At 71.9% G+C, this 20194-nt stretch carries 14 protein-coding genes; 7 read left to right on the forward strand and 7 right to left on the reverse strand.

What is annotated here, in order from left to right; genetic code table 11:
• Positions 1-284 precede the first annotated feature (284 nt).
• Both EHF32_RS15405 and EHF32_RS15410 read right to left on the reverse strand, forming a co-directional pair.
• The gene (locus tag EHF32_RS15405) at positions 285-926 is read right to left on the reverse strand and encodes a TetR/AcrR family transcriptional regulator (protein ID WP_137419004.1); all 642 of its coding nucleotides are present in this window, start codon (positions 924-926) and stop codon (positions 285-287) included.
• A 2-nt stretch (positions 927-928) separates the two neighbouring features.
• On the reverse strand, positions 929-1582 hold the full coding sequence (locus EHF32_RS15410; protein WP_137419005.1) for a hypothetical protein: 654 nt from the start codon (positions 1580-1582) through the stop codon (positions 929-931).
• 55 nt (positions 1583-1637) lie between these two features.
• Here EHF32_RS15410 and EHF32_RS15415 point away from each other — a divergent pair, with 55 nt between their 5' ends.
• Positions 1638-2921 (forward strand): glycosyltransferase, encoded by a 1284-nt coding sequence (locus EHF32_RS15415; RefSeq protein ID WP_161594144.1) that lies wholly within the window; start codon positions 1638-1640, stop codon positions 2919-2921.
• Between the two features lie 28 nt (positions 2922-2949).
• On the opposite strand, the gene EHF32_RS15420 is transcribed toward EHF32_RS15415, so the two are convergent.
• Positions 2950-3981 (reverse strand): lipase, encoded by a 1032-nt coding sequence (locus EHF32_RS15420; protein WP_137419007.1) that lies wholly within the window; start codon positions 3979-3981, stop codon positions 2950-2952.
• Positions 3981-5399, reverse strand: coding sequence for a M28 family metallopeptidase (locus EHF32_RS15425; protein ID WP_137419008.1), 1419 nt, complete (start codon positions 5397-5399; stop codon positions 3981-3983). Before EHF32_RS15425 ends, EHF32_RS15420 begins: the two co-directional genes overlap by 1 nt.
• A gap of 88 nt (positions 5400-5487) precedes the next feature.
• On the opposite strand from EHF32_RS15425, the gene EHF32_RS15430 reads away from it, so the two are divergent.
• Positions 5488-6462, forward strand: coding sequence for an AsnC family transcriptional regulator (locus EHF32_RS15430; protein WP_137419009.1), 975 nt, complete (start codon positions 5488-5490; stop codon positions 6460-6462).
• On the opposite strand, the gene EHF32_RS15435 is transcribed toward EHF32_RS15430, so the two are convergent.
• From EHF32_RS15435 to EHF32_RS15445, 3 genes are all read right to left on the reverse strand, one after another.
• The gene (locus EHF32_RS15435; RefSeq protein WP_137419010.1) at positions 6437-7771 is read right to left on the reverse strand and encodes an MFS transporter; all 1335 of its coding nucleotides are present in this window, start codon (positions 7769-7771) and stop codon (positions 6437-6439) included. The genes EHF32_RS15430 and EHF32_RS15435 overlap by 26 nt on opposite strands.
• 217 nt (positions 7772-7988) lie before the next feature.
• Positions 7989-12884, reverse strand: a complete 4896-nt coding sequence (locus EHF32_RS15440; protein WP_137419011.1) for an SdrD B-like domain-containing protein — start codon at positions 12882-12884, stop codon at positions 7989-7991.
• Positions 12885-13313: 429 nt separating this feature from the next.
• Entirely contained in the window at positions 13314-14780 is a 1467-nt protein-coding gene (locus EHF32_RS15445; protein WP_137419012.1) for a helix-turn-helix domain-containing protein, read from the reverse strand.
• A 415-nt stretch (positions 14781-15195) separates the two neighbouring features.
• Here EHF32_RS15445 and EHF32_RS15450 point away from each other — a divergent pair, with 415 nt between their 5' ends.
• From EHF32_RS15450 to EHF32_RS15470, 5 genes are read left to right on the forward strand one after another with little or no spacing between them, the layout of a single operon-like run.
• Positions 15196-16125 carry an ABC transporter substrate-binding protein gene (locus tag EHF32_RS15450; RefSeq protein WP_137419013.1) on the forward strand — a complete coding sequence of 310 codons (930 nt, stop codon included), beginning with the start codon at positions 15196-15198 and terminating at the stop codon, positions 16123-16125.
• Positions 16122-17165: a FecCD family ABC transporter permease gene (locus EHF32_RS15455; RefSeq protein ID WP_192900660.1), complete on the forward strand. Its 1044-nt coding sequence runs from the start codon at positions 16122-16124 to the stop codon at positions 17163-17165. Before EHF32_RS15450 ends, EHF32_RS15455 begins: the two co-directional genes overlap by 4 nt.
• The gene (locus EHF32_RS15460) at positions 17162-18211 is read left to right on the forward strand and encodes a FecCD family ABC transporter permease (protein WP_137419014.1); all 1050 of its coding nucleotides are present in this window, start codon (positions 17162-17164) and stop codon (positions 18209-18211) included. Before EHF32_RS15455 ends, EHF32_RS15460 begins: the two co-directional genes overlap by 4 nt.
• Complete coding sequence (locus EHF32_RS15465; RefSeq protein ID WP_137419015.1) at positions 18204-19007, forward strand: ABC transporter ATP-binding protein; 804 nt, start codon at positions 18204-18206, stop codon at positions 19005-19007. Before EHF32_RS15460 ends, EHF32_RS15465 begins: the two co-directional genes overlap by 8 nt.
• A complete protein-coding gene (locus tag EHF32_RS15470) occupies positions 19004-19834 on the forward strand; it encodes a siderophore-interacting protein (RefSeq protein WP_137419016.1) in 831 nt (276 codons plus the stop codon). Before EHF32_RS15465 ends, EHF32_RS15470 begins: the two co-directional genes overlap by 4 nt.
• The last annotated feature ends 360 nt before the right edge of the window (positions 19835-20194 follow it).

Here is a 20194-nt window from a genome sequence, read left to right on the forward strand (position 1 = left end):
AATCGGTCGACACATCCTCCCCCTTCATCAGTCGTGCCTTGCTGACGGGCCGCACGTTATCAGGTGAATGTGACGGTGATGTGTCGGGTGATTCATCTGGATTCATGGGGCGCGTCTCTGCGTGCGATGTTACGGTGATCGGTTCGTTGGACACAGTCCACCGAATGGGGGACAAGCACATACTGTCCTGATCCCGCGCGGAATGGGGACGTGTTGCAATCTGCGGCGGGTGAGTAGTTCTGCGTTGCGCGGCGCTTCGGCGCGTTCCGTCTCGCTGCGCTCGCTCAACGACCGGTGGGCGGGAGGGCTTCGGCGAGGTGGGTGAGCTGAGTGGTGACCCACGCCGCGTACTGCTCGTCGGACCATCCGCGTGCGTGCGTGAAGTGGAGGTAGGTCGCCGGCCCCGTCAGGTGCCCCAGCACATCCGCCGCCACGTCGACGGACGCCTCCGGGATGCGGCCGCGAGAGGCGAACCACCCCGCGCTCAGTCGCATGTCGCGCTGGCGTCGCTCCTCGAGCTCGAGGTAGGCCGCGCGAGCTGCTGCATCCGCATCCGCCGCCGCCATCATCGCCTGCGCGATCGCCGCCGATCGCCGATTCGCCTCGGTGAGGAACGCGACATAGCGCTCGAGCGCGGTCTCGAACTCCGGCTCGGCCATGATCTCGGCGATGAGGGGACGCTCGGTGAGCGAGTGCGTCCCCTCGTCGCCGGCGAACGACGTCTCGAACGCGGCGATGAGCAGGGCGTGCTTGGGGCCGTGCAGCTGCACCGTCTGCGCCGAGACACCCGCCTCCGCGGCGATCGTCTTCATCGACGTGGCCGCGTAGCCGTCTCGGATGAACAGCCTGGCCGCGGCCGCCACGATGCCCGCCCTCGTCGCCGCCGCCTCGGCCTCGCGGCGGGGGGAGTGGTACGCGCGGGGCATCCTCAGACCGTACCGCCGCTCGCGGCCGGACGCGCAGCGAGGAACACCGCGCCAACGACGATCTGCGCCGCGCACGACGACAGCAGCGCGATCGTGACGGTCGCCACGTCGTCACTCGCCGACGCGAGTCCGCCCGCCACCGCGACGACCGCGGCCAGTGCCAGCAGCGCCCACCGCGCCGCACCCGTCGCGATCCCGGCGCGCACGGCCCCCACGGCGCCGACGATCAGCAGCACGAGCTGCACGATCCCGAGGGTGAGCGGCAGCCATCCCAGCGTCGCGTCCGCGCCGCTCGGCGCGCCATAGGTCATCACGTAGTAGACGAGCTGGTTCGCGAAGAACACGGCCCCGAAGCCGAGCAGCGCGAAGGTGCCCCGCACCCGGCTCCCCGTGATCCCGTTCGCCGCCATCGTGCCCAGGGCGAGGGGCAGCATCGCCGCGGCGAGGATCGCCGCGCTCGCCAGGAACAGCGTGGCGAACAACGGCAGGGTCGGGCCGGTCGGATCGGTGCGGAGTCCGACCTCGACCACTGTGGCCGCAGCCAGGATCGCGCCGCCCGCGGCGATCAGGCCGCCGCCCCATCGTGCCCACGCCCTCGCATCCGTCTCGGCGAAGGCGGGATGCTTCGTGGTCGCCCGCGTGGTTACTGTGCTCATGATCGGTCCTCCCCGGATCTGTTGGTGTGCATCAATATCCATTAGTGTGGCGAACATGTCAATTACGAATCGGTCCGCGCTGCTCTGCGCGATGCCCGCGGTGGGCCACGTCGACCCCATGCTCGTCGTGGGGCGGGAGCTGCTGCGGCGCGGGTGGCGCGTGCGGATGCTGACCGGCTCGCGCTACGCGGACCGGGTGCGGGCCGCGGGTGTGGACTTCGTCGCCCTCCCCGCCGAGGCGGACACCCTCGACTCCGTCGGCGCCACCGGGCGCAACCGCGGCATCGCGACGATCAACGCGGGCGTGGAGGAGGCCTTCGTGCGCCCGGCCCTGCCCGCCGCGCAGAAGCTCGACGCCCTCCTCGCGGAAGCGCCCGTCGACGTCGTCTTCCACGACATGACGTTCCTCGGCGTGCAGGGGCTGCTCGCGCGCCCCGCATCCGAACGCCCCCTCGTCGTCATGTGCGGTGTCGGCCCCGCCGGCTTCTCCAGCCGGGATTGCCCGCCCTACGGACTCGGTATCGTCCCGGCGCGCCAGCGAGCCGTCGGACGGATGCGGGATGCGGTGCTCAACCGCTCCGCCCGCTGGGTGCTGTCGGGCGCCCACCGGGCGCTCGACGACCTGCTCGCCCGGCTCGACGCCCCGGGACTCGACGGCGCCTTCTTCATGGACGTGCTCGCGCGCAGCGACCTGCTCGCGCAGTTCACCGTCGCCGAGTTCGAGTACCCGCGCAGCGACGCCCCCGCGCACCTCCGCTTCTACGGGCCGATGGCGGCGCCCGCCGCATCCAGCGGATCCGCGGGGGAACTCATCGACCGCCTCGACCCGGACGTGCCCGTCGTGCACGTGACACAGGGGACCGTCGCGAACACGGACTTCTCCGAGCTCATCGGCCCGTCACTGCAGGCCCTCGCCGACCGCCCGGTGCAGGTGGTGCTCACCGCCGGCGGCCGCGCCGCATCCGATCTGCCGCCGCTGCCGCGCAACGCGTTCGCCGCGGACTACCTGCCCTACGACCGCCTGCTGCCGCGCACGAACGTCTTCGTCACGAACGGCGGATACGGGGGCCTGCACCAGGCCATGCGCCACGGGGTGCCGATCGTCGTGGCCGGCGACAGCGAGGACAAGGTCGAGACCTCGGCTCGCGTGCAGTTCTCCGGTGCCGGCGTCAGCCTCGGCACCGGACGGCCGTCGCCGTCGCAGATCGCCCGTGCCGTCGACCGTGTGCTGGCGGATCCGCGGTACGCCGCCGCATCCCGTCGGATCGGCGAGCGGATCGCGATGGCGGGCGGTGCGCCGGCGCTCGTGGACGACGTGGAGGCCATGCTCTGGGCGTGAGGGGCGTTTCGTCTCACCTGCGGCTCGCTCAGCGACCGAGTCGTTGCGCGATCCAGGCGGCCGCGCGGGAAGGTGCGGACCGCGCGTGCATCGTGCCGGAGTGGTGCGTCGGCCACCAGTGCGAGGTGAGATCGACGCCCGCCCGCCGGTAGCTGCGCAGGAGCGCGCCGGTGAGGGGAGCAGGCGCTACCTCGTCGAAGGCCGCCGCGTCCACCCGCACCGGCGCGCGAAAGCCGCGCAATGCGGCAACCTCGTTCTCGCGGAAGGACGCGAGCAAGCGTGAGCGGAGTTCTCCTCCCGCGGTGCCGAGAATCGCCGCGGGCGCGATGCCGCCCCACGAGGAGCGGCGCGCGAGCTCGGTGAGCGAGAGACTGCCGAGGCTCGGCCACAGCGCCCGGGCACGCGCACTCAGCCCGTCGCCCGCATACAAGTGCGCAAGGTCGGCGTCGGCCGTGGCTGCGCCGCGCACCATGAGCCCGATCAATGCGGAGACGACGCCACTGCCGGGCGCCGTGATCGGCACTCGCAGCGCTGCGCCGATGCTGAGATCCATCCGGGTGACCGGCGCGAAAGCGCACGTTCCGACCAGGCGAGAACGTTCGTCGGGCTCGGGAGAGACGGACGCCCACAACGCGCCGACGGCGCCCTCCGAATGCCCCGCCGCGAGCCACGTGTCACCGAGGGGAGCCGAGAAGAGCGCGCGGGCGCGCACCATCGCGATCATGGACTCGGCGAGCGACGGCCCGATCAGATACGGGTGAATGCCGGGACCGCCGATCCCCTCGTAGTCCGGGCGGAGCACCGCGATCCCGCGCGCGAGCAGCGCGTCGCACAGGACATCGCCCTGCGACATCCGGCGCCACTCCGGATGCGTCGGATCCGCCGTGCTCGGCGCGGAACGGGGACCGCCGCCGGTCGTCATATGGCCGTAGACCACGATCGGGAAGCCGGTCGCCGGAGCCGGCAGGTGCGGAACATGCACGAGACCCGTCTGCTGCTGCAGCGACCCGTCGATGCCGGTGGCGGGGAAGGCAACGCGGCGGGTCGTGCCGTGGCGCATCACCAGCGCCCGCGGGGCAGGAGCTGCCGCAGGCGACGCGGGATGAAGCCGAGCAGACCGCCTCGGCGGGCATCCGCGTCGTCGATGATGCGCGCGAAGAACCGCGCGACCGGCACGAGCTGCGTGCGGTCGATGCGTTCGATCGTGTCGGCGTCGTCGTAGAGGTACAGCGGCCCCGAGATCAGGCTCACCGTCGGAACGCCGCTGACCAGAGTGAACGACGCATCGGTGGGAATGCCGTTCGCGAAGAACTCGAGCGCCGTCGCGTCCAACAGGGTCGTGCTGTGCATGCCGTTCTCGCGTACCGCGCGTGCGATCCGCAGGGCGAAGGCGGGGTTCACGTTCAGGAAGATTCCCCGCGGCTCGGTCTCGCCGGTGTCGGCGAACCCGCCGTCGGCGCCCTCCACGGCGCGCAGGCCGATGTGCTCGATGGTCGTGTTCAGAACGATGCGCCACGGCGCGCCGCGCGAGAGCACGAAACGTCGTGCGAACTCCTGATGCGCCTGATACCCGGTGAAATGCGTGTCGAACGTCACGAAGATCAGCGTCTTCTCCCGCGTCGCGGGGTCGCGCGCGGCGAAGTGCTCGGCCAACGCGATCACCTCCGCCGTGCCCGAGGCATCCTCCACCGCTCCCGGACCGACGGAGTCGTGATGGGACTGCACCATCACCGCATCCCCGGTGCGCCCGGGCAACACGCCGATCACGCTCCGCGAGGTCACCCTGCGACGCTCGACGGTGAGCGTCAGGGCTGCCTCGGACGGTGACGAATCGATCAGGTGCCGGAGCCGCCGCCCCTCGGCGCGCGTCACCCATACGCCCGGCAGGGAGAACAGTGTGCGGCGGTAGTACTCGTTGTGGTACCTGCGCGAGTCGGGGTAGTCGCGCAGAACTCCGATGAGGCCGACCGCGCCCGCCGCCGCCGCATCGCGCATCACCCGCGCGAGCGAGGTCACGTAAGGATTGCGGCCGGCGAGCACGTCGCGGCGCAGCATCCGCCGGTTCGGATCGTGGATGTAGCGCGCGAGAGGCAGAGTGTGCGCCAGTGTCATGTCGAACGTGAGATCGAACAGCACGATCGCGCCGCGCACGTCGTGTGCCGCCACCCGACCGGATCCGATGTCGACGACGCGGGCGACGAGGCGGTGGGAGGCGCTTCCGGTCCACTCGTGCGACACGAGGCCCGAATGCAGGATGGGCGCGCACGCGATCGTCTCACTGCCGAGCTCGAGTCGGCACTCGCTCGCCTCCCATCGGAAGGACGGAACGCGCAACTCCTGGGTCGCGAGGCCCGCGCGCTCGAAGCGGCCCCGAACGTAGTCGGCCGCCGCATCGCCGCCCGGGGTTCCCGTGGCGCGAGGAGCGAGGGCGACGAGACTTCGGATCGTGTCCATCATCGCCGATTCCGTCATCGTCATACGGACAACGGTATGTAGAGTCCGTCATTCGCAGAGATGACGCCCTGTATTCGTCACCCAGTGCGTTGCCCGTGAGAATATTCGTCGTATGCCCGGCTCGCTCAGCGAACTCGACCTCGCCATCGTCCACGCGCTGCAGATTGACGGCCGGGCGCCGTGGGCGCGGATCGCCGCCGCCGTCGGAGCAGACACCGGAACCGTGACCCGCCACTGGCAGGACCTGCGTGCGGGCGGGCTCGCCTGGACCACGATCTGGCCGACGCCTGAACGGTGGGCGCGAACGACCGATGTCGCGCTCGTCTTGATGGATGCGGATGCGGCAGCGCGCGACGCGATCGCTCTGATGCCCTGGGTGATCGCTCTCGATGAGACGTCTGCGGGCGTCCTGGCGGTCGTCGCCGAGTCGGGCGGACTCGAGGCGATCGGCGCGCGCGTGCGCACGATCTCCGGGCTCGGCGCCGGCATCCGGCGCGCCGACGTCGCCGCATCCATCGCGCAGGAGGACTCGACGTGGCGGTTGCAGGCTCTCTCGCGCGCTCAGCAGCGCCTGCTGGTCGCACCCGCAGGAGCGCGTCGCGACGTGCGCCCGCCGTCACCCGAGGTCACCGCGGAGATCGCGGCGGCGCTCGCCGATGATCCGCGGCTCGCGGTGCTGACTCTGGGCAGACGCTTGGGCGTGTCGGAGCCGACGATGCGTCGAACCCTCGATCGGGCGATCGCCGCCGGGGTTCTCCGCTTCGGCTGCGACCTCGCCATGTCGGCGGCGGGTCTCGGGCGTGCGGCCGTGCTGTGGGCACGCGCCCGAGACGTCGACGCCGCAGCGGATCGCGCGGGTCTGCTCGCCGAGACGCACCGGGCCGGCGTCGTCGTCGGTCCGTCGCCCGTGTTCGCGAGTGTGCGGATGCGGACCCTCACCGCCCTGCCGTCCATCGAGCATCGTTGGCAGGACGCCGCGGCCGTCGAGGTCGCCGACCGGTGGACCGTGCTGCGCACGTGGAAACGCAACGGCCATCTCCTCGACGGTGAGGGGCGTTCGATCAGACGGATTCCGGTCGAGTGGTGAGTGCCTCTCGCCGCAGTCGCGTATCCAGCGTGTAGCGCGAGAGCGGCACCAGGCTCACGGCGCACAGGAGTGCGGGGGCGAGGGAGACGCCGATGACGATCGCTGCTTTGGCCGCATCCGTCTGCGGGAGATCGATCTGCGTGGAGGCGACGTAGCCGCCGATGCTCATCGTCGCCCCGAGCAGCGCCGGGCCCAGCGCGTAGCCGAGGAGTTCGAATCCCGACCACACCCCGGCGATCATGCCGATCCGGTTCAGTCCGGAACGCTTCGCGTCGTCGGCGGCGATGTCCGGAAGCATGGCGAGAGGAAAGAGCTGGCCGCCCGCGTAGCCGACTCCGACGACAGCGGCGGCGGCGAGCAGGACCCCCTGCCCCATGCCCGCAGCGGCGAACAGTCCGATGAAGCCCGTGATCTGAACCACGGTGGCGGCCGCGAATCCGTTGCGCTTTCCGAGGCGCCGCCCGATCGCCGCCCACACCGGAGTCAGCAGGATGGCCGGGGCCACGAAGCACACGAAGCAGGTCGTCGCCAGGGAGGCGTCGCCGAACACATGTCGTGCGACGTAGATGACACCGCTGAGCACCATCCCCATGGCGATCGCCTGCAGGACGAAAGGGATGACGAGAAGCCGGGCATCCGGGTTTCCCAGCACGGCGGCGAGCTGTGTGCGCAGTCGCCCGCCGGCAGGCTCGCTGCGCACGCGGGCGGCGCCTCGGGTGCCCCACCACACGCCGACGGTGCCGACGAGGATCAGCGCCGACATCGCCCCCGCCATGATCCGGTAGCCGGCGAGTCCGCCCGCCGCCTCGACCAGTGCGGGCGCTGCGGCGCCGGAGACAAGGATCGCCAGGGTGAAGACGATCACGCGCCAGGTGACGAGGCGTGTCCGCTCGCCGTAGTCGTCGGTGATCTCCGCCGAGAGGGCGAGATAGGGCACCTGGAAGAACGCGTACGCCGTCGCCGATGCGACGAAGAGTGCGAGCGCCCAGAGCGCGCCGGCGACGGGGGGTGCGCTGGGGCCGAAGAACATGGCAGCGAACGTGAGCGCCAGGATCACGCCGGCTCGCAAGAGGAAAGGGCGGCGCCGGTCCGGGCGGGGGGACCGGTCGGACACGCGGCCGGCGATCGGGTTGAGGAAGAAGTCCCACGCCTTCGGGATGAACACGATGAGCCCGGCGATCGCGGCCTCGACCCCGAGAAGATCCGTGAGATAGGGCATGAGGATCAGTCCCGGCACAGTGCCGTACGTGCCGGAGGCGATACCGCCCAGCGCATATCCGAATCGAGTCCTCGCCCGCATCCTGATCATCCCCGGATGCTAAGCGGTTCCTTCGCCTCGGTCGGGTCGCAGCAGTGTTATTCGTCGTGGCGTGAGCGCATCATCCCCGTATTCGTCACGAGCGTGGCGCTTCGCTTCGCTGTGCTCGTGGGCGGCCTGCGGAGGCTGGGGAGAAGCGCTGCCCCGGGGAACGGGTCACGCCCGCAGGGCCCTGAAAAGGGCGCCTGCGGGCGTGAGGGAGGGTGGGTCAGTGACCGCTTCGGGTGCGGCGACGCCACCCGGCCAGGATGACGATTCCTGCGCCCAGCAGGAGCATCACCGCGGCCACGCCGCCGGCCGCCCACGGCACCTCACTACCCGTGATCGCCAGCGGGGGCGCGGGAGTGCGAGCGTGGAACGGGTCGTCGTCGGTGAAGACGATCGGTGAGCCGGTGCCGTCCTTCGCGATCACCGGGTTGCCGGAGTCGTCGAGCAGCGGCTCGCCGGTCGGCAGGCCCGTCGTGGGGTCCGGCTTGGGGACGACGAGCGTCCCGGTCACCGTGACCGTGTCGGCGTGCGTGTCGTTGCCCGGCATCTTCAGCGTCCCCTCCGCGAAGAAGGAGGCTCCCGGCGGGAAGAGCCCGGCCCACGCCCCGTCCTTCACGAACGAGTAGTCCGAGGGTCCGCCGAAGGCCGACAGATCGGCCGTCCAGTCGCTGCCGATGGCGGGCGCGTCTGAGGTGACGTCGACCAGCGTCAGGTTCGTCAGCCACGTCTTGCCCGTGTTGGTGACGACCCAGCGCACCTTCTGCGCCTTGTCGACCGGGTACGCGACCGCGGTCTGCGGGGTGTTGGCGTCCTGCGCCTCGTTCACCAGCGGCTTCGTCGGCGTGATCCAGCCGCCCGGACCGCCCACGAGCGGGTCGGGCTTCTGGCCGTCGTACTTGATCACCTGGATGCCGCCCGTGAACGCGTTGTACGGGTTGTCGTCGCCGACCGTCTTGCCCGAGAACGCGCCCTTCGCCGACACCGACGCGATGTCCTGGTGCGGATCGTCCGAGCCGTTCATGGTCAGCGTCGCGGTACCCACGATGACGTCGCCCACGGCCCAGGTCGTCGTGCCCGGTTCGAAGGTGGCGCCCCACGCCGCGCTCCAGGTTCCGGATGCGGCGTCCCACACCGCATCCGTCGACGAGAGGTCGGGGAAGTTCCACCGCAGCGACGTGATCGCGCCGCCCGCCGTCGTGAGATCGCTCAGGTCGACCTCGCGCAGCGGCTCGGGGCCCGTGTTCGTGACACGGATCACGATCGACCGGGTCTCGCCCGGGCGGTACGCCTCACCGGTGTCGACCGAGTCGGCCTCGTGCGCGATCGTGGCGGATCCCGCATCCCCGTCGCCCTTGGTGAGCTCCACGCTCGGGGTGACGTCGGTGGGGTTGTCGACGACCACGGCCACCGTGCTGTCGGCGCCGATCGTGAGCGTCGCGCCGTTGGCGGCGTCGACGCCGTCGATCTCGAGCGAGGGCGTGCCCCAGCTCGCGCCGTCCGGCAGGCCGCCGGTGGGAGCGCCCTCGGTCACGGTCACGACCGTGCCCGTCGGGAGCGCGGGGGAGGACCACGGGGTGCCGTTGGTGAGGTTCACCGTCTGGGCTCCGCCGGGCTGACCCGGGTAGCTGTAGGTGACGGGGAACACCGTGCCCGGAGCGAGCAGCGGCTCGCCCGGACCCGTGACGTCCTTCAGCAGCGAGAACTGCCCGTTGCTCGGCTCGGTCGGGTTCTCGAGCAGCACATGCACTTCGCCCGCCGCGCCGATCGTGAGCGTCGCCGGCTGACCGGGCGTCACGCCCGTGCCGCTGAACACCGGCGTCTGCCAGGTGACGTCTGCGGGTCCGGTCGGAGCGACCTCGCGCACCTGCACCACGGTGCCGACGCGCAGGTCCTGCGGACCGTCCACCGTCTGGCCGTCGGTCAGCTGCAGCGGCGCCCACGTGGTGCCGCCGTCGACGCTGTACTCGAGCGTGAAGGTGAAGTCGTCGGGCACCCGATCGGCGCCGGAGCCGGTGACGTCCTTCAGCACGTCGAAGCCGCCGGTCAGCACGGTGATGTCGTTCGTCAGGGTGAGGGCGGCGTTCGCCCCCTCGCCGACGACGATCTCGGCCGTGCCGTCGCCATCGGCGTCACCGGTGCTCCACGACGGGTTGCCCCAGTCGGCCCACACCGGGGAGCCGGTCTCGCCGGTCTCGGTGAGGGTGATGCGCGTGCCCACCGGGTAGGCGCCGGAGGAGTAGGCGAAGCCGTTCGCCGACGACAGCTGCACCGTGCCGGCCGCGGTCCCGTTGACGCCCACGGCGACCGTGAACGTCGTGGCGCCCAGCTCGCTCAGCGACACCGACGGGTCGTCGAGCGCCTTCGCGATCGAGAACGTGCCGGGCTGGCGGAGCGTGTTGGTCACCTCCACGGCGGTGGGAGCGGAACCCGTCCCGACCACGAGCGCATAGCCGTCCGCATCCGGGGTCTGGGTGCCGTACGTCGCGACGTACGAGGCGATCGAATCGTCGCCCGACTCGCTGACCCGCACCTTCGTGCCGATCGGAACCGTGATCGCGGGGGAGGTGGCGTCGGCCGCGAGGTCGACGGATGCCGGTGCGACCGCGTAGTCGAGACCGCGGAAGTCGCGCCCGGCCACATCGATCATGAACGTCTGCCCCGCCAGCGGCGCCGGGCTGCCCGCGGCGATGCGCTTGGTGACGGTGAACGTGACGTCGGCCACGAGGCCGGCATCGATCGTGTGATCGTTCTGCCCCGGTCCGCCCACGGCGACCGTGGCGACACCGGAGGAGTTCACGTTCGAGTCGGTCGACGGGTCGGATCCCTGCGCCTGTTCGGTGAACGACATCGCCGTCCACGGCACCTCGCCGAACGTCGGACCGCCGTCCCAGGTGCCGGTGGTGGGTGTCGCGAAGGTCACCGTGTAGGTGCGGTTCGGCACCAGGTTGGTGAAGTAGTACTCGCCACCGGGCCCCGTCACGACCGGTGCCACCGGGTTGCCGTCGGCATCGGTGACCGGGTTGCCCGACGCATCCGTCAGCGACACCGTCACGCCTGCGACGGCGGGCTCGTCCGCATCCTGAATGCCGTCCTGGTCGGCGTCGAACCACACGCGGTTGCCGATCTCGACCGGAGCGAGCCGCGCCAGCACCGCCACGCCGCCGAGGCCGCCCGCCTTGGCGAAGCCGACACCCTCCACGACGTTGGCCTGCCTCATGCTGCCGTCGGAGGCGCGCGACCACCCGAGGCCGGACGTGCCGTCCTGCAACTCGTATGGCGGGTTGCCCGAGAGGTTCGGGACGTCGACGATCGTGCGCATCGTGAGACCCAGACCGGGAACGGCGGCCGTGGCCCCCGACATGATCTCCTGCTGCGCATCGGTGGCGCCTGCGCCGTGACCCATCGCGTAGTCCTGCACGAACTCGCCACCGCCCGGACCCTGGTCGTTGCCGGCACCGGCCGAGACGGGGCCCGCCCAGGCGGCCGTGCGCCCGCCGACGGTGCCGTCGGACTCGAGGACGAACGCACCCGTGCCGTCGGGGGCGGCCACGAGAGCGTCACCCGCCGAGTAGGTGCGGTAGGTGGCCGGGTCGGACTCGGCCGGGTCGGGACGGTAGTTGTTCTGACCGTTCTGAGCGCCGAACCGGTCGCTGAAACCCAGCTCCATCTCGCCGTAGGCGTTGAAGCTCATCGACGCGAAGATCGGCTGCGGGAAGGTGATCGCGTCACCGCTGGTCGCGATAAGGCTCGCATCCCACTCGTCCTGCCACACGTTCCAGTGCGTGGCGTTGGGACCGCCGTTGCCGTCGCCGAACGCAGAGCCGCGCGCGTAATCCAGCGGTGCCGCGAGTACCGGCGTCCAGGTTCCCGCCGAGGCGGCGGGCGAGGTGTAGGCCAGCGCGTTCAGTCCGGAGCGGTCCGTGCCCGCATCCGGGCTCGTGACACCGCCGACATAGACGAGTCCACGGTGCACGCTGACCGCCCAGGGATGCCAGCTCGATCCCGCCGCCGCGGGCGAGGGCAACGGGATCGTCGTGACGTCCGACGCCGCCGGGGCGCCGCCGCCCGCCGGAAGCGCGATCGACAGGAGCGTGTTCTCGTGCACGTTCACGACGAACAGGCGGCCCAGCTCCGCCGAGTAGGCGATGCCGCCGATGCCCGTCTTGCCCATAAGGCCGTAGACCTCGTGGTCGTACGTGGCGACGTCGGGGTCGGAGACGAGACCCCTCGCGGCGTTCTGATCAGCCGCATCCGCCGTCGGAGCCACGCCGAGAGCCGCGTTGAGGTCGGCGGCGCCGACGTCGATGCCGAGCTGCTCGAGGTCTGCCAGGAGGGTGGTCTGTCCGGTCGCGCGATCCGTCGCGTACACGCCGCCGAGCCCGCCCTCGCCGAGGCCGGCGAACCGGCGCAGCACGGCGGACGAGTAGACGACGTCGTTCTTCGCGTCGTACGCGAGGCCCCAGATCGCGCCGGTGCCGGTCCCGGCGGCGGTCGTGTCGTCGATCTTGGCGAGCGAGGCGGAAGAGCTCGCCCACCAATCGACGCTCACGATGCCGTTGTAGTCGGTGCTGCCGCGGCCCGAGGGGTCCCCGCCGATCTGTGCCGCCACCGCGACCTGCGGTGCAGGCTGGATGTAGTCCTCGGGCACGAGGGCGGCGAAGTCCACATCCGTGGCTCCCAGCTGCACGAACTGCACGCTGGTGCCGTTGCCAGCGCCGTGGGCGCCGGGGAAGTACCCCTCCGACAGCTGTGCGGGGGAGAGGGCGAACTCGACGCGGATGCTGTCTGTCGCGGCCCCCGAGACCGCCAGTGTGTACGCGCCCGATGCGTCGGTCGTGGCGGTGGCCACGACCGTGCCGTCGCGATCGACCGCGGTGACGCCCACGCCGGCGAGAGGCAGGTCGTTGGCCAGGCCGCTGCCGGCCGAGTTGCCGGTGTCGTACACGCCGTTGGCGGCGAAGTCGCGGAACGCGAGGCCGCTGACGGTGCCGGAGGTCGAGCCGGCCGCCGACGCGGCGCTCGCGCCGGCCAACGTGCACAGTGCCGCCACGACGGCCACCGCGGTGGTGCCCGCGGTGAGCCGCACGGCGGCGGAACGGGGGGAGGGTGATCGCATCGCGAGCCTTTCACACAGGACGGAATCCGGCGTCGCGCGTTCGGGGAACGCGTCGGCACCGGGCAGACGCACGCCGGGTACACGCCGTCCGGCTCGCAGTCTGCCGGGGCGCCGGCCGCATCCTTCGGGTCGCTCGGCAAGATCACCCGGCCCGTCACCTGGGGTATCCGCGATGCGTCGCTGGCGCTGTCGATCGGGTGAGGGCGGGTGAGGGAGGCGGCGGATGCGGTGTGCCGGGTTCACCCCGGGGTTAACCCGGGTCGGGCGCGCCCGAACTCCTGCAGAACGGGCGCGTCGGGGCCGGGCGGGCGGGCCCGGGCGGATTGTGCAGGAGTTCGGGCGCGCGCGACTGGCCTGCCGTGCGGACGGAGGGTGCGCGGGCGGCCTCGCCCGACGCGCGCGTGAGGGCCGTGTCGGATGAGGGCGGCGTCAGCGCGCGTCGAAGGGCACGTCGTAGAAGCCGACGGACTCCAGCATCCTCACCGCGCCGCGGCGCTCGTGGGCACCGACCTTGGCATAGAGCGTCTTCAGCTGCGTCTTCAGCGTGTTGACCGACACATGCAGGGATGCGGCGAGTTCCGCGTTGGTCGCATGGCTGCTCGTGCGAAGCGCGTAGGCGACCTCGCGCTCGCGGCGGGTGAGCAGCAGGGGCGGCGTCGCCGCGCGCACGGAGGCGCGCGCACCAGCGTCGGCACGCACAAGGATCTGCGCGAATCGCTCTTGGAGCGCGGACCTGCGCACGAGCGCCGCCGCCACCGGTGCCACCTCCCGCAGCGGGAGCAGGGGCGAGACGAAGGCCTCCCGCGGGTCGGTCCACACACTCAGCGCGTCTTCAAGCGATGCCCGCGCCGCATCCCGTCTTCCGAGCCGCTCGAACACCAGCGCACGCGTGAGCAGAACGCGACCGAGCGTCCGGTGCGAGTGGTGCGCGGCGCTTCGCATGCACGGTGCCGTGGCGCGCAGCGCGGCCGACAGGTCGCCCAGGTGGAGGTAGGCGCCCGCGCGCAGCCCGTCGAGGCACACGCAGTGATCCATCGTCGAGGACTCACCGTCGAGCATCGCGAGCGCGCGCGACGGCTCTCCGCGCAGCACGAGCGCATCGGCGTGCGCGCCGAGGGCGAAGCCGCGCAGCGCGGGCGGGGCGCTGCCGGCGGCGACCGTCGAGGTCACCTGACGCGAGTGCGCGATGGCGGTGGCGCTGTCGCCGTCGAGCAACGCCGCGACCGCCGACACCGCCCACGACGAGAGCAGCCAGCGCACATCCGACGCCGAGTTCCGCATCTCTTCCGCCACGGCCTGCAGCTCCGCCGCATCCCCCCGCGCCTCCGCGCGCAGGGCGTGCGCGAGCAGCAGGTGGTACGCGGTCTCGGAGCGCGGCCATCCGTAGCGATCGGCGAGGGCCGAGGTGCTGACGATCACCTCGGCCGCTGCCGCATGCTCGCCGCTCATCGCCAGGGCGAGCGCGGCGATCCCCTGCGCGCGGTAGGCCGACGCCACGCGGCCGTGCTCGTGCGCCATGCGCGCCGCTACGTCGGCGAAGCGGTGCGCGCGCCGGGTTTCGCCCACCGCCAGGAGGCCGTCGGCGATCGCGCTGTACACGTCCGGCAGCAGCGAGGGCGCCGTCTGCACGCGCAGCTCGTCGGCCTCGGCGGCGAGCTTGGCGGCGGTCTCGGCGGCGCGGCCGTGGCGACCGCTCCCGAGAAGGGCGACCACCGTACCGGCGGAGACGACGAAGCGCGCCCCGGGGATGCCGGGCGGCAGAGCGGACGCCGCAAAGAGCGCCTCGCGATCGGATGCCGTCAGGATCGGCTCCCCCGGCAGCGGAGACAGAAGCGCGCGCACCGCCGCCTCGTACGCGGAGACGGGCTGCGCTCGGGTCGCCGCATCCGGTGTCATGGCTGTCTCGAATCGTCTGGCCGTCGGAGGAGGAGGGGTCGACGAGTCCAGTGGGGTGGGGCGTCGCTGCCCCACCCCACTGCCCCCAGTCCGGAGCGAATCTTGGGCCGGTGCGTCGGGTTCATCCGGCGACGCGAACCTATCTCCGCGCCACGTGGGCGGATGCGTCTGGCGCCGCGTTTTCACCCGCCGATTCGCCCGGAACCCGCCGAGGGTCGCGACAGCTGCACGACGGGTGGGGCGGGTGGGAGCACGAGGGCCTCATGGGGCGTCCGATACGCGATCGGTCGTGCGGACGTCGTGGGGCGGGTTGTGGACGGGTCGAGAGACGAGGGCAAGGTTGGTTAGGCTGTGCTTACCTGCTCGTCGCGGCGCGGCGGCCGGTTCCCGAACGCACCACCCGAAAGGCGGCCGCATGCCCGCTCGTCCCCGTTCCCTCGCAGCCCTCGCGCTCGCCGCCGTCGCGGCCCTCGGCCTGGCCGGCTGCTCGGCCGCATCCGCCGAGCCCGCCGCATCCACTCCGGCCGCAGCCTCCACCCACGAGGTCACGCACGCCCGCGGCACGACCGAGGTGCCCGCCGACCCGCAGCGGGTCGTGACGCTCGAGCCGCTCGAGCTCGACACGGCCGTCGCCCTCGGCATCACTCCCGTGGGAGCGGCCGTCGCGAGCAACGTCTCGGGCATCCCCGCCTACCTCGACGCCTCGGGCGTGGAGCCGGTCGGCACCGTGCCGGAGCCCGACCTGGAGGCGATCGCCGCCCTCAAGCCCGACCTCATCCTCGGCACCGAGGCGCGTCACTCGAAGCTGTACGACCAGCTCAGCGCCATCGCGCCGACCGTCTTCATCGCGACGCAGGCCGACCCGTGGCGCGACAACGCGCTGCTCATCGGCGACGCGCTGGGACACAAGGACGAGGTCAAGACGCTCCTGGGCGACGTCGACGCGCGCTGCGACGAGATCGGCAAGGAGCACGCCGTCGACGGCCAGACCGCGCAGCTGATCCGTCCCCGCGACGAGACGACGCTGAGCCTGTACGGCCCCACATCCTTCGCGGGCAGCCTGCTCGAGTGCGTCGGCTTCACCATCCCCGACCAGGACTGGGCCGACGGCATCCAGGCCGACATCTCGCCGGAGAACATCCTGCAGGCGGAGGCCGACCACGTGTTCGTGACCGCCACCGACGTCGCCGACACCTCGCTCATCCCCGCCGCCATCGCGCAGAACGCCGCGGAGTTCCCCGACGTCACGCTCGTCGACACCAGCTACTGGGTCTCCGGCGTCGGTCCCAAGGGCGCGATGAAGGTGCTCGACGACATCGAGAAGTACCTCTCGAACGTTCGGTGACCCTCACCCTCGCAGCCCGCTCACGGCGGCACGCACGGCCTCGGAGCCTGCGCGTCGCCGTGGGCGCGTCCGCGCTCGTGGGCGCTCTCGTCGCCGCCGTCCTGCTGTCGCTGGCGCTCGGGGCGAACCCCCTCTCGCCCCGCGTCGTCGTCGACACCCTCGCCGGCGGCGGCACCCCCGAGTCGCAGTACATCGTGTGGCAGCTGCGTGTGCCGCGCACCCTCGCCGGCCTCGCCGCGGGGGCGGCTCTCGGCGTGGCGGGGGCTCTGATCCAGGCCTTCACGCGCAACCCGCTCGCCGATCCCGGCATCCTCGGCGTCAACGCGGGGGCGGCGTTCGCCGTCGCGCTCGGCGTCGCGTTCCTCGGGATGCGCGATCCCGCATCCTTCGTCTGGCTCGCCTTCGCCGGGGCTCTCGTCGTGACGCTCGGCGTGTACCTCATCGGATCGTCGGGGCGCGGGGGCGCCGACCCGATCCGCCTCACCCTGGCCGGCGTCGCGCTGGGCGCCGTGTTCTCGGGGCTCGTCACCGGGATGACGCTCAGCAATCCCGACGCCTTCGACGCCATGCGCAGCTGGCACGCCGGGAGCCTGCTCGGCGCCGGAGCCGACGCGCTCGTCGCGATCGTCCCCTTCATCGGGGTGGGACTGGTCATCGCGTTCGCCGTCGCGCCGGGGCTCAACGCACTGGCGCTCGGTGACGACGTGGCCCGGTCCCACGGAGCGAACGTGCGCCGCATCCGTGTCTTCGTGGTCATCGCCGTCACCCTCCTCGCGGGCGCGGCCACGGCGCTCGTCGGACCGATCGCGTTCGTCGGGCTCATGGTGCCCCACGTCGCACGGTGGGTGTTCGGCGTCGACCAACGCGTCATCCTGGGGGTCTCGGTCGTGCTCGCACCCGTGGTCGTGCTCGCCGCCGATGTGCTCGGGCGCGTGCTCATCGCCCCCGCCGAGATGTCCGCCGGCATCGTCACCGCCTTCGTCGGCGCCCCCGTGCTCATCGCTCTGGCGATGCGCCGTCGCGTGAGCGGCCTCGGATGAGTGCGCTCACGGGTACCGGCTACCGCCGGTTCGAGGCCGGATTCGGCGGATACCGCATCCGCCTGCGCGCGCGGAGCGTGGTCGTGGGGATCGCGCTCGCCGCGGCCGTGATCGCGCTCGCCGTCGTCTCGCTCGGTCTCGGCTCGTACGCGCTCGATCCAGCACAGGTGCTCACCGCGTTCGCGGGCGGCGGGACAGAACTGGACCGCACCGTCGTGCTCGAGTGGCGGCTGCCGCGCACACTCGCGGCCGTCGCCCTGGGGGCGCTGCTCGCCGTCAGCGGCGCGCTCTTCCAGACCGTCACGCGCAATCCGCTCGCGAGCCCCGACATCCTGGGCCTGTCCAACGGCGCGTTCGCCGGCATGCTGCTCACCCTGACCCTCGTCTCGAGCAGCTGGCCCGCACTGACCATCGGTGCCGTCGTCGGCGGTGTGAGCGTCGCGCTCGTGATCGGCGCGCTCGCCCGACGCGGCGGTGTGCAGGGCTTCCGGCTCATCGTGATCGGCATCGGCATCTCGGCCATGCTCGCCTCGCTCAACACGTGGATGCTGCTGCAGGTCGAGCTCGAGACCGCGATGTTCGCGTCCGCCTGGGGAGCCGGCTCGCTGAACGGCATCACCGCCGCGCCGCTCGGCGGCGCGCTCGCCTGCGCCGTGCCTCTGCTCGTCGGCGCCGCGGTGCTCGTGCCCCGCCTGCGCCAGCTCGACCTCGGCGACGACGTCGCCGCGGCGACCGGGGCGCGCCCCGCCCTCGTGCGCAGCGCGGCACTTCTGCTGGGTGTCGGCCTCGTCTCGATCGCCACCGCCGTGGTCGGCCCCATCGCCTTCATCGCGCTCGCGGCGCCGCAGATCGCGCGTCGTCTCGCGCGCACGCCGTACCTCTCACTGACCCTCGCCGCCCTCGTCGGCGCGCTGCTGCTGCTCGCCTCCGACGTGATCGCGCAGCATCTGCTTCCCGTCGTGCTGCCCGCCGGTGTCGTCACCGTCACACTGGGCGGCATCTACCTCGTCGTCACGATCATCCAGGAGATCCGTCGCCGTGCCTGAGTCCCCGCATCCGTCCGACCCTCGCCTCACAGCCGACAGGGTGAGCCTCGCGTACGACCGCCGGACGGTGGTGTCCGATCTCACCGTGAGCATTCCCGACGGCTCGTTCACGGTGATCATCGGCCCCAACGCGTGCGGCAAGTCGACGCTGCTGCGGGGGCTGTCGCGCCTGCTCGCGCCGCAGTCCGGAAGCGTCGTGCTCGACGGGCGCGCGATCTCCGCCTATCCCGCGAAAGAGGTCGCCCGACGGTTGGGACTCCTCCCGCAGACCGCGATCGCCCCGGAGGGGATCACGGTCGCCGACCTCGTCGCCCGCGGGCGCTACCCGCACCAGGGCCTCATCCGGCGCTGGTCGGATGCGGACGAGCGCGCGGTCGACGAGGCGCTCGACGCGACAGGCACCCGAGAGCTCGCGCCGCGCCCGGTCGACGAGCTCTCGGGCGGGCAGCGACAGCGCGTCTGGGTCGCGATGGTGCTCGCGCAGCAGACCGACCTGCTGCTGCTCGACGAGCCCACCACCTTCCTCGACATCGCGCATCAGGTGGAGCTCATGGAGCTCTTCGGGCGGCTGAACCGCGCGGGGCGCACGATCGTCGCCGTGCTGCACGATCTGAACCACGCCGCCCGCTACGCCAGCCACATCGTCGCCATGCGCGACGGCGCCATCGTCGCCGAGGGGACGCCCGCCGAGGTCGTGACCAGCGAGCGGGTCGAGCAGGTCTTCGGCCTGCCCAACATGGTGATCGCCGACCCGGTGACCGGCGGACCCCTCGTCGTGCCGCTCGGGGGCGCATGATGCGGCCCTGGGAGTACAGCGCCTTCGCCGTGACCGTGGCCGAGGCGCGCGCGATCACGCCGGCGTGGCGGCGGCTCACGCTCCGAGCGCCCAAGCTCCGAGACTTCGCCCCGTGGGGCCTGGATCAGCGGATCAAGCTCGTGCTGCCGCTGCCGCTGCCGGACGGGGGCCTCGCCGACTTCGGTCTCATGGCGGAGCCCACCCCGCATCCGTCCCAGTGGTACGCCCGTTGGAAGGCGCTGCCCGAGGCCGAGCGCAACGTGCTGCGGACGTACACGCCGTCGGCGATCCGACCGGAGCAGGGCGAGATCGACGTGGATGTGCTGCTGCACGAGCCGCCCGGTCCCGCATCCGCGTGGGCTGCGCGAGTGGCGCCAGGGGAGCGCCTGTGGATCACCGGACCCGACCGGCGCAATGGCTGGACCGGCTACGGTCTGCACTGGCAGCCGCCTCCCGGGGCCATGCGGTGGCTGCTGGCGGGTGACGAGACCGCCTTCCCGGCGATCGCCAACATCCTGCGCACCCTGCCCGAGGGCGGCCGCGCGGACGTGCTGCTGGAGGCGGCGGACGTGCGCGACGACATCGTGAGCGCCGAGGCGCCGGCCGGCGCGCATGTGCGGCTCGTGCCGCGCGCGGCGGTCGCGGGAGACGCGCTCGAGGCGGCCGTGCGGGAGGCGGCGGTGGCGGACGCCGAGTACGTGTGGCTGGCAGGCGAGGCGGGTGCTGTCACCCGCATCCGTCGCCACCTCACCGCCGAGCGCGGGGTGCCGAAGGATCGTGTCTCGTTCCTCGGGTACTGGAAGCTCGGGGGCCCGCTCGTCGGGTAGGTGCTGCGTCGAGGGGACCCCTCTCGGGTGCCCGAGTTGCGTCGCATGTGCGCAGATGCGACACGTTTGCACAGGTGCGCCAGGCAATGACTGTGGCGGATGCGGAGAAGTGTGGCCCGTCGGGTCCGGGGCGGTCGGGCAGCCATGCGACGACGTCTGCACGATGGGTGGTGCGGGTGATATCCCGTGTGGATGTTGAGGCATGCCGTGCGTGATCGGTCGTGCAGACGTCGGGGATAGGACGGCGCGGTGAAGCGCAGGGGGACAGCGGGTGGACTGAGCAGTTCTACGCGGTGCCTCGCCGCCGGTGACGGATGCGGAGCAACTCGCTCGTAGTGTCGGAAGACACCCCGCGCGCAC

Source organism: Microbacterium sp. RG1 (assembly GCF_005347485.1).
Lineage (GTDB): Bacteria > Actinomycetota > Actinomycetes > Actinomycetales > Microbacteriaceae > Microbacterium > Microbacterium binotii_A.

What these genes read in the sequence shown, in the direction of transcription:
- EHF32_RS15440 (WP_137419011.1), bottom strand. Translation starts at nt 12,884, where the DNA reads ATGCGATCACCCTCCCCCCGTTCCGCCGCCGTGCGGCTCACCGCGGGC.
- EHF32_RS15430 (WP_137419009.1), top strand. Translation starts at nt 5,488, where the DNA reads ATGCCCGGCTCGCTCAGCGAACTCGACCTCGCCATCGTCCACGCGCTG.
- EHF32_RS15415 (WP_161594144.1), top strand. Translation starts at nt 1,638, where the DNA reads ATGTCAATTACGAATCGGTCCGCGCTGCTCTGCGCGATGCCCGCGGTG.
- EHF32_RS15450 (WP_137419013.1), top strand. Translation starts at nt 15,196, where the DNA reads ATGCCCGCTCGTCCCCGTTCCCTCGCAGCCCTCGCGCTCGCCGCCGTC.
- EHF32_RS15420 (WP_137419007.1), bottom strand. Translation starts at nt 3,981, where the DNA reads ATGCGCCACGGCACGACCCGCCGCGTTGCCTTCCCCGCCACCGGCATC.
- EHF32_RS15470 (WP_137419016.1), top strand. Translation starts at nt 19,004, where the DNA reads ATGATGCGGCCCTGGGAGTACAGCGCCTTCGCCGTGACCGTGGCCGAG.
- EHF32_RS15435 (WP_137419010.1), bottom strand. Translation starts at nt 7,771, where the DNA reads ATGATCAGGATGCGGGCGAGGACTCGATTCGGATATGCGCTGGGCGGT.
- EHF32_RS15445 (WP_137419012.1), bottom strand. Translation starts at nt 14,780, where the DNA reads ATGACACCGGATGCGGCGACCCGAGCGCAGCCCGTCTCCGCGTACGAG.
- EHF32_RS15405 (WP_137419004.1), bottom strand. Translation starts at nt 926, where the DNA reads ATGCCCCGCGCGTACCACTCCCCCCGCCGCGAGGCCGAGGCGGCGGCG.
- EHF32_RS15425 (WP_137419008.1), bottom strand. Translation starts at nt 5,399, where the DNA reads ATGACGATGACGGAATCGGCGATGATGGACACGATCCGAAGTCTCGTC.
- EHF32_RS15460 (WP_137419014.1), top strand. Translation starts at nt 17,162, where the DNA reads ATGAGTGCGCTCACGGGTACCGGCTACCGCCGGTTCGAGGCCGGATTC.
- EHF32_RS15410 (WP_137419005.1), bottom strand. Translation starts at nt 1,582, where the DNA reads ATGAGCACAGTAACCACGCGGGCGACCACGAAGCATCCCGCCTTCGCC.